Source organism: Winogradskyella litorisediminis (assembly GCF_042675765.1).
Taxonomy (GTDB): domain Bacteria; phylum Bacteroidota; class Bacteroidia; order Flavobacteriales; family Flavobacteriaceae; genus Winogradskyella; species Winogradskyella litorisediminis.
This window is the reverse complement of sequence record NZ_JBHTJL010000012.1, coordinates 83,192-92,401: the sequence shown is the minus strand read 5'-3', so window position 1 is coordinate 92,401 and position 9,210 is coordinate 83,192. Positions and strand designations below refer to the sequence as shown.

The window sequence follows — 9,210 nt, the reverse complement described above, 5'->3', positions numbered from 1 at the left end:
CAGAGAAGTTAAGCCCGTTTGCGCCGATGGTACTGCACTCGTGGGAGAGTAGGTCGCCGCCTTTTTTGAAAGACCCAATCATAACGATTGGGTCTTTTTTTGTTTATAACGTTTTTAAAGTATTTATTATAGTTAAAAAAATAAAATAAAGCTTTTACTTACGATTCTCCCCAAATAAACTAATCATAATCGTTTGGATACCCTTGAATAAAGTAAAGATAGCTCCGATACAAAAGAGAATACCTAGAATTAACAATGGAATATAAAGTGGTTTGTCATCGTTTGAAAAGGCAATATGAACTACTGTAGGTCCGGCGAACATTAACAATAAACAAATAAGCAAAATTCGTATACCTTTTGATAAAACTTCCTTATCTGTTTTTTTAGTTTCTTCCATATTTGCTTCGTTTTAAAACATTTCTAACGTTGCCATATTTTTCCAATAATTGTTTGGCTTCAATTTCTGAGATATTTAATTCTTCCACGAGCATTTGTTTTCCGCGATTAACTAATTTGTGATTACTTAATTGCATATCAACCATTTTATTTCCTTTTACCTTTCCTAATTGAATCATAGTTGCGGTAGAAATCATATTTAATACAAGTTTTTGAGCTGTACCAGCTTTCATTCTTGAACTACCAGTAACAAACTCAGGACCTACTATAACTTCTATTGGATATTTTACTGTAGTAGATATTGGACTATTAGAATTACAAACAATACATCCGGTAGTAATGCTATTCTCATTACATTTTTTAAGTCCATGAAGAACATATGGTGTCGTACCAGAAGCTGCAATACCAATAACAATATCTTCTTTTGAAATGTTAAAAGCTTTTAAATCATTCCAACACTGTTCTGTAGAATCTTCTGCAAATTCTACAGCCTTTCTTATTGCTGTATCCCCACCAGCAATTAATCCTATAACTAAATCGTGAGATACTCCAAAAGTTGGAGGACATTCGGATGCATCCAAAATTCCAAGTCTTCCACTTGTACCAGCACCAATATAGAATAGGCGACCTCCATTTTTAAGTTTATATACTACCTGTTCTATGAGTTTTTTTATTTGAGGTAATGCTTTTTCTACTGCATATGGTACAGTTTTATCCTCATTATTTATGTTAGTAATAATCTCATTAATAGACATATTTTCGAGATTATTATAATTTGAGTCTGTTTCTGTTGTCTTTTCAAATTTCATAATATAAAGATAACTATTATGAATTTCAGCATTAAGGAAAGCCAGATTTTATTTCTAAAATTATAAAGGTTATTGTACTGTATAAATAATTTCATCTACTTCCGATAATCTGAAGTACCCAAATGGAAAGTTATCAGGGTTTGTTAGATTTATACAATTACCTCGAACTGTAGCTGGTTGTGTTTCAAAAGGACCACCGCTTTCATCACTACCTTGTTGCAATAATGTGAACATAAAATTGTAAAATCGTTCTGAAATTCCGTGATTTCTAATTGTAACTTCATCTCCAGCCTCTAAGTCTTCTTCAGTATAAAAACCAAATATTTGATTACCGTCAGTAAATCGGTCTTCATAAACTTCGAGTTCTGGAATAACACTTATGTCAGTTATAAATTCAAAAAAATAATAATTTTCAATATTAGCTGGATCTGTATAAAAAGCTTTTAATTCTACATCTTCTCCTAAGAAACCACCATCATTTCTCTGTTCTATGAAGTCAATAGGAACAACAGATTTTAGTTTTTCAGTCGCTGTGTAAATTTCATTTTCGTAATTTATAGTCAAAGTATATTCCTCATCTATAATCGGAATAAAATTGGAATTTCTATAAATACCAGTCGACCCATCTTCAATAAAATTAAATACATTTCCATTTGAATCTTCAACAATCACAATAGCTCCATTTGCATTTTGATTGTTTTCTTCAAAAAAAGGAGCTGTTAAAGATAATTTTATAGTCTGATCATTTCCTGGGGTACCTTTAAACCAATTAAGACCAGCATCAATAACCAACCTTGGAGGTGCTTCATTAAGCTCTACTTCAATTACATCTTCGCATGAGTAAAGCGTTAAAAAAAGTAAAAAAATATAGACGATTTTTTTCATTTTAAAATTTTTTAAAACTTAAAATTATAAGTTACTGCTGGTACGATTCCAAAAATGGCTAATCGATTAGCCTCATTTTGGCCAGTCATTCTATTTTCTCTAAATGTAATATTAGTTGCGTTTCGTCTATTATAAACATTGTATAAACTAAAAACCCACTCGCCTTTTAATCTTTTCTCTGAATTTGGATTTGGCACGTAATTTACAGATAAATCTAATCTATTATAGTCTGTTAATCGACTAGAATTTCGGGCTTCATAAACAGGAATAGTGATACCATTATATTGATATTGTCCATTGGGAAACGTTGCTGGTATACCAGTTTGATAAAGAAAATTTGCATTGAATTTCCATTTATCATTTAATTCGTAAGAGCCTGTTAGAGTTATGTCATGAGTTTTATCCCATGGCGTATTGTACCATGCTCCATTATTAATACCAGTTTCTGCAGGAGTTCTGCCAGGAGTACGTTGCTCTGATTTAGAAAGCGTATAAGCAAACCAACCTTTAAATCGACCTTCGTTTTTTCTCAATAATATTTCTATGCCGTAAGCTCTGGCTTCACCATTTAATATTACCTGCTCTATAGCATCATTGGCAATGAGATTAGCACTGTCAATGTAATCTATTCGATTATCTATAGTTTTAAAGAAACTTTCTATTTCTAATGAATAGGCATCATCTTTAAAGCTTTTAAAATAGCCAATTGCAAATTGGTCGAGAATTTGCGGCTTTATATAGCGACCGCTAGGTGCCCAAACATCTAGTGGAGTTGGAGAACTTGTATTAGACAACAAATGCAAATATTGTGACATTCTGTTGTAACTTGTTTTTACGGCAGAAGTTTCATTCAATTGATAAGCCACAGAAAATCTTGGTTCAATATTAGCAAATGATTCAATAACATCACTTCTGCTAAAACTTTCAGTACCTAAAGGTTCAGCTTTTTCATAAACTTGTAATTCTTGATTAAATACAACCGGATTGTTATCCTGATAAAAATTTAATTCCTCTTGTCCTAACCTATGAAAAGTACTAAGTCTAGCGCCGTACGAAAAAGAAAGTTTATCAGATATTTTATGTTCAGCATCTATATATATGGCGTTTTCAAAAGCGTATTTATCAATAAGCTTGTCAGGATTGACTCCAGAATTTTCATCTATCGGCGTAATTTCACCAGGGTTAAATTTATAATATGTGCTATTTAATCCATATTCTAGTTTAAATCTATCATTTAGATAGTGTTTTAAATCGTACTTAACATTAAAATTTCTAATTCCAGATTCCCAATCAAAACCAACAAAATCTAAGGTCAATCCATAAAAATAATCTGAATAAATTATTGAAGTATTTGAAAACAATTTGTCAGAAAATAAGTGATTCCATCTAAAATTTACAACTGTATTTCCGTAAGTATTTGTGAACAAATCTCCAAGGCTAAATACATCTCTCCCAAAATATCCTGATAGATAAATACTGTTTTTTTCGTTTAGGCGATAGCTAATTTTTGTGTTTAAATCATAAAAATAAGCGATGTTATCCAAATCGAACAAAGGCAAAAATAAGTGTGCATAACTACTACGACCACCTAAAAGAAAAGAGCCTTTACCTTTTTTTATAGGACCTTCAGCCAACAGTCTACTAGATACTAAACCAATACCACCGTTTAGGTGAAATTCTTCATTATTACCTTCTTTTTGATATATATCTAAAACAGAAGAAACGCGACCGCCATATTTAGCAGGAATACCACCTTTATATAGTTTAATATCTTTAATGGCATCAGGATTAAAAACCGAAAAAAATCCAAATAAGTGAGACGAATTAAATATTGTAGCTTCATCTAATAGGATTAGATTTTGGTCTGCAGATCCGCCTCGAACATTAAAACCAGATGAGCCTTCACCAGCATTTGTAACTCCAGGAAGTAGCGTAATAGATTTTATAACATCAACTTCGCCCAACACCACGGGCATTTGTTTTATTGTTTTTATTGAAAGCCGATTTACACTCATTTGAGGCTTTTTAATATCTAGCTTTTCAATATCCTCTTTAATAACAATTTCGTCTAGACTTTCTGCAGATTCTTCAAGTTTAAAATTTAATGTTTTATTTGAAGTTAAATCTACTTTTTGGTTAAGAGTTTTAAATCCGAGGTAACTTATTTGAAAATTATAGACACCTTCATCTAATGTGATTGAGTAAAACCCATACTCATTAGTAACTGTTCCGTTTTTTAGCTCAGGAACAATAATGTTAACACCTATAAGAGTTTCTGTGGTTTTTGAGTCTGTCACAATTCCGCTAAGCGTATATCGATTTTGCGACTGAAGTGTTTGAGAAATAGAAAGTAATACAATTAAAGGTAGGTATAGGTACTTTATCATTAACACTTCTTTTATGTAAAAATAAAAAAGCCTCATTTTAAATGAGGCTTTTTTAACTTAAGTTTAATTTAGTATTGCATTAAATGTTTCGCTTGGTCGCATAGCATTTTTGGTTAGTGTTTCATTAGGAAAGTAATACCCATCAATATTTACTGCAGCGCCTTGTATTGAGTTTAATTCATTTACAATATCTATCTCTTTTGCCTGAAGATTTTTAAACATGATAGAAAATTCGTGCTTTAAGTCCATATCCTTTTCTTGATTGGCTAGGGCTTCGGCCCAATACAAAGCTAGGTAAAAATGACTACCACGGTTGTCTAATTCGTTAACTTTTCGAGATGGTCCTTTTTTATTCTGTAATAATTTTTCCGTTGCTTCATCTAGGGCTTCACCTAAAACTCTTGCTTTTTCATTATTTGTAAAATCTGCATAGTGGTCTAATGATACAGCTAATGCTAAAAATTCTCCTAAAGAATCCCAGCGTAAGTGATTTTCTTCTACAAATTGCTGTACATGTTTTGGAGCAGAACCTCCAGCACCAGTTTCAAATAATCCACCACCATTCATCAACGGAACAATAGAAAGCATTTTTGCACTTGTGCCTAACTCTAAAATAGGGAAGAGGTCAGTTAAATAATCTCTTAGTACGTTACCAGTTACAGAAATAGTATCTTTTCCTGCTTTAACACGCTCTAAAGTAAATTTAGTAGCTTCAATTGGCGATAGAATTCTAATATCCAAACCATTAGTATCGTGGTTTGGTAAATAAGTGTTTACTTTTTTAATCAATTCTGAATCGTGAGCACGGTTGTTATCTAACCAAAATACAGCAGGAGTTTGAGATGCTCTAGCTCTAGATACAGCTAATTTTACCCAGTCTTGTATTGGAGCATCTTTAACCTGGCACATACGCCAAATGTCTCCCTCGTTTACAACGTGACTGATTAATAAGTTGTCGTATTGGTCCAATACATCTACAGTTCCGTTAGAAGATATTTCAAAAGTTTTATCGTGAGAGCCGTATTCTTCTGCTTTTTGAGCCATAAGACCAACGTTTGGTACTGTTCCCATTGTTGTTGGGTCAAAGGCACCATGTTCCTTACAGAAATCTATTGTTGCAGTATAAATTCCAGCATAGCTGCTATCTGGAATTACTGCTTTGGTATCTTGTTGTTTGCCTTGTGCATTCCACATTTGCCCAGATGTTCTAATCATTGCTGGCATAGATGCATCAATAATAACATCACTTGGTACGTGAAGGTTTGTAATACCCTTATCGGAATTTACCATTGCCAAATCAGGACCATTTTTTAAGATGTCTTTTATATCGGTATTAATTTCTTTTTGCTTTGCTTCTGGAAGTTCTTCAATTTTTTCTAGTAAATTTCCAAAACCATTATTGACGTCAACGCCGATTTCTTCAAATGTATCTCCATGTTTTTCAAAAAGTGATTTAAAAAAAACACGTACGGCATGTCCAAAAATAATAGGATCAGATACTTTCATCATTGTTGCCTTCATGTGTAATGAAAACAAAATATTTTGATTCTTTGCATCCTGAACTTGCTCTTCTAAAAACTTAATTAAACTAGATTTGTTCATTACAGCCGCATCAATAATCTCACCTTCTAATAGACTAATATTATCTTTTAATATTGTTTTTTGGCCATGAGCATCTGTATGTACAATTTTTACGGCAGTAGCTTCTGAGATTGTAACAGATTTTTCGTTGTGAGCAAAATCACCTTCGCTCATTGTGGCAACGTGGGTTTTAGAATTTGATGCCCAAGCACCCATACGATGAGGGTTTTTCTTAGCGTAGTTTTTAACAGCTTTTGGTGCACGACGGTCAGAGTTCCCTTCTCTTAAAACAGGATTTACAGCAGACCCTTTTATTTTGTCGTATCGAGACTTAATCTCCTTTTCTTCATCGGTTTTCGGCTCATCAGGATAATTTGGCAATGCATAACCTTTGGCTTGTAGCTCTTCTATAGCATCGGTTAATTGCGGAATTGAAGCGCTGATGTTTGGTAATTTTATAACGTTTGCTTCTGGCTGCTTAACTAATTCACCCAATTCTGCAAGTGCATTTGGCACCTTTTGTTCTTCTGTTAAAAAATCTGAAAACGTTGAAAGAATACGTGCTGCAAGAGAAATATCTTTAGTCTCTATATTTACATTTGCCGATTTTGCAAAAGCTTGAACGATTGGTAAAAATGAACGCGTTGCTAATGCTGGCGCTTCGTCTGTAAGCGTATAAAAAATTGTAGAAGTTTTTGTCATGTTTTGTATACTATAATGTGAATAAGGGCTTTTTTAAGCCGTGCAAATATACAAAATTGAATGCTTTAGTTAAAGTTTGATAACGGTTGAATTATTATTTAATGGATTAATTACAGTTGATTAATTTTTTTTGATAAAAAAACAAAAAAAGCCATATCATTCAGATTAACTGATATAATATGGCTTTCACAGAAACCTAACATTTTTTACCTATTTAGTTTTCACTAACTCAGTTACAGGCAACTATACCTACATCTTTTTCAGTATTAATAATTTGGTTTCTAAATCGAAGGATAACTTTCAAAATGTATTGACCTGTTATACAATCGATTTATGAGATTTTACTTTTTTAAAAAACTATTAATTCAACTTTTGCTTTACTAAAAGTTTTTAAAACTGATTTTACTTTTCGATAGTAATTTTAAATTGCTAACTATTATTAAAATCTTTAAGTCTTAAATTATTACTAATTTAAGTTTGCATTTTTTAAACTGATTTTCAGTTTTGGTTTCTGCAAATCATCTCATTAAACAAAGAACGTATCTTTGCGGAAATTTAACATTAATTTGAACTTAAATTCAAAAACAAAATTAATTTGTTGTTAATATTGCAGCTAATTTAGAAATATATTAGATAATTCTTTAATATTTAACAATATAGATATTCACAATTTATAAACCGTAGTTATTAACAAAAGTTCATAACGCAAAAAAGCTTTGATTTCTCAAAGCTTTTAAATATTGTTGGTAAATTAAGAATAAGAAATTTATCTTCTAACTTCTTTGATTCTTGCTTTTTTACCCGTAAGACCTCTAAAGTAGTAGATGCGAGCTCTACGAACTTTACCTTTCTTATTAACTTCAATTTTTTGTAATGCAGGTAAATTCACTGGGAAAATACGCTCAACGCCAATAGTACCAGACATTTTACGAATTGTAAACGTTTCTGATGTTCCAGTCCCTTTGCGTTGTAATACAACTCCTCTAAAGAACTGCGTACGTACTTTTTCTCCTTCTCTAATTTCGTAGTAAACAGTGATTGTATCACCAGCACTAAATTCAGGAAAATCCTTTCTTGTTACGAATTCGTCTTGTACAAATTTAATTAAAGACTCCATTTTGTTTTGTTTATTTTGATTGTTTCAAATCAACATTCACGATTTTCGCCAGAGGTTAATCCAAAATTGGCTGCAAAGATAATTAAAAAGTATAAAGTTAAAAGTTAAAAGTTAAAAAGTTTCTTTAATTGAATTTACTCATCGAGTAAATCCGGTCTTCTTTCTTTGGTGCGTTGATAGGCTTGTTCTTCTCGCCACTTTTCAATTTTAGCAAAATTTCCGCTAAATAGAACTTCAGGAACTTTCATACCGTCATATTCTCTAGGTCTTGTATAAATTGGTGGCGCAAGTAAATTATCTTGAAAACTGTCCGTCAATGCTGATGTTTCATTACCCAAAACACCAGGTACCAATCTTATAATGGCATCGCAAAGCACAGCCGCGCCAAGTTCGCCCCCAGAAAGTACATAATCTCCTATTGAAATTTCTCGCGTTATAAATCTATCTCTAACGCGTTGATCAACACCTTTATAATGTCCGCAAAGAATAATAATATTTTCTTTTAATGAGATTTGGTTTGCAATACTTTGATTAAGTCTTTCACCATCTGGTGTCATATAAATAATCTCTTCATAATTGCGTTGGGATTGTAAATGCGATATGCATTTATCAATGGGCTCTATCATCATCACCATACCAGCGCCACCACCAAACTGGGTGTCATCTACAGCTTTATAACTTCCTTTTGTATACTCTCTTAAATTATGAAAATGGACCTCTACCAACCCGGCTTCTATAGCGCGTTTTAATATGGAAGCTTCAAACGGACTTCTTATTAATTCTGGTAAAACGGTGATGATATCTATACGCATTTTGCAAAGATGCGATTAATCTTGGAATTTGGAAATTGGAAAATCAAATTTTAGATGCAAGAAATACTTATCAAATTAATTTTAGTCATGACTTAAGTCATTCTTCAAAAAAAATGTAAATCCGTATCAGGTTTAAAACCTAAGCGCTTGTAAAGTTCTTGCGCTGGGTTGTTATAAGCGGTTTGTATAGCAATTCCTTTTTGGCTTTCTACTTTTGCTAACGCTTTTGTTTTGTTTATTAAGGCTTCTCCAATACCTATTCTTCTTAAACCATCTGCTACAAATAAATCATTTAGCAAATACATAGCTTCCATAGAAACCGAAGAAAATAAATGATACAGTTGAGTAAAGCCAACAACTTTTCCGTCTAAATAGGCAATAAAAATAACTGAATCATTTTTTATCAATCGTTCGGTTAAGAAATGTTCTGCGCCTTAAATATCTGACACTTGTTTGTAGAATTTTCTATAACCGTCAAAAAGCGGCACTAAATCCTGAAGTTCATTAATAGATGCTTTTAT

At 32.2% G+C, this 9,210-nt stretch carries 8 protein-coding genes; all 8 read right to left on the bottom strand.

What is annotated here, in order from left to right; genetic code table 11:
- Positions 1-154: 154 nt before the first annotated feature.
- The 8 genes from ACFQ1Q_RS10495 to ACFQ1Q_RS10460 all read right to left on the bottom strand — a co-directional run bounded on the left by ACFQ1Q_RS10495 (position 155) and on the right by ACFQ1Q_RS10460 (position 9,096).
- On the bottom strand, positions 155-397 hold the full coding sequence (locus ACFQ1Q_RS10495) for a DUF6095 family protein (RefSeq protein WP_386130976.1): 243 nt from the start codon (positions 395-397) through the stop codon (positions 155-157).
- On the bottom strand, positions 384-1,205 hold the full coding sequence (gene murQ, locus ACFQ1Q_RS10490; protein ID WP_386130973.1) for an N-acetylmuramic acid 6-phosphate etherase: 822 nt from the start codon (positions 1,203-1,205) through the stop codon (positions 384-386). Before murQ ends, ACFQ1Q_RS10495 begins: the two co-directional genes overlap by 14 nt.
- A 69-nt stretch (positions 1,206-1,274) precedes the next feature.
- Positions 1,275-2,090, bottom strand: coding sequence for a DUF4249 domain-containing protein (locus ACFQ1Q_RS10485; protein WP_386130970.1), 816 nt, complete (start codon positions 2,088-2,090; stop codon positions 1,275-1,277).
- Positions 2,091-2,101: 11 nt separating this feature from the next.
- Positions 2,102-4,477, bottom strand: coding sequence for a TonB-dependent receptor (locus ACFQ1Q_RS10480; RefSeq protein WP_386130967.1), 2,376 nt, complete (start codon positions 4,475-4,477; stop codon positions 2,102-2,104).
- 63 nt (positions 4,478-4,540) lie between these two features.
- Complete coding sequence (locus ACFQ1Q_RS10475) at positions 4,541-6,760, bottom strand: NADP-dependent isocitrate dehydrogenase (RefSeq protein ID WP_386130965.1); 2,220 nt, start codon at positions 6,758-6,760, stop codon at positions 4,541-4,543.
- A gap of 766 nt (positions 6,761-7,526) precedes the next feature.
- Positions 7,527-7,877, bottom strand: coding sequence for a 50S ribosomal protein L19 (rplS, locus tag ACFQ1Q_RS10470; protein ID WP_386130962.1), 351 nt, complete (start codon positions 7,875-7,877; stop codon positions 7,527-7,529).
- 134 nt (positions 7,878-8,011) lie between these two features.
- Positions 8,012-8,689 (bottom strand): tRNA (guanosine(37)-N1)-methyltransferase TrmD, encoded by a 678-nt coding sequence (trmD, locus tag ACFQ1Q_RS10465; protein ID WP_386130960.1) that lies wholly within the window; start codon positions 8,687-8,689, stop codon positions 8,012-8,014.
- A 104-nt stretch (positions 8,690-8,793) separates the two neighbouring features.
- Positions 8,794-9,096, bottom strand: coding sequence for a GNAT family N-acetyltransferase (locus ACFQ1Q_RS10460; protein ID WP_386130957.1), 303 nt, complete (start codon positions 9,094-9,096; stop codon positions 8,794-8,796).
- Positions 9,097-9,210: the final 114 nt, after the last annotated feature.

Coding starts and splice junctions, on each gene's coding strand:
- ACFQ1Q_RS10495 (WP_386130976.1), bottom strand. CDS start 397: ATGGAAGAAACTAAAAAAACAGATAAGGAAGTTTTATCAAAAGGTATA.
- murQ (WP_386130973.1), bottom strand. CDS start 1,205: ATGAAATTTGAAAAGACAACAGAAACAGACTCAAATTATAATAATCTC.
- ACFQ1Q_RS10485 (WP_386130970.1), bottom strand. CDS start 2,090: ATGAAAAAAATCGTCTATATTTTTTTACTTTTTTTAACGCTTTACTCA.
- ACFQ1Q_RS10480 (WP_386130967.1), bottom strand. CDS start 4,477: ATGATAAAGTACCTATACCTACCTTTAATTGTATTACTTTCTATTTCT.
- ACFQ1Q_RS10475 (WP_386130965.1), bottom strand. CDS start 6,760: ATGACAAAAACTTCTACAATTTTTTATACGCTTACAGACGAAGCGCCA.
- rplS (WP_386130962.1), bottom strand. CDS start 7,877: ATGGAGTCTTTAATTAAATTTGTACAAGACGAATTCGTAACAAGAAAG.
- trmD (WP_386130960.1), bottom strand. CDS start 8,689: ATGCGTATAGATATCATCACCGTTTTACCAGAATTAATAAGAAGTCCG.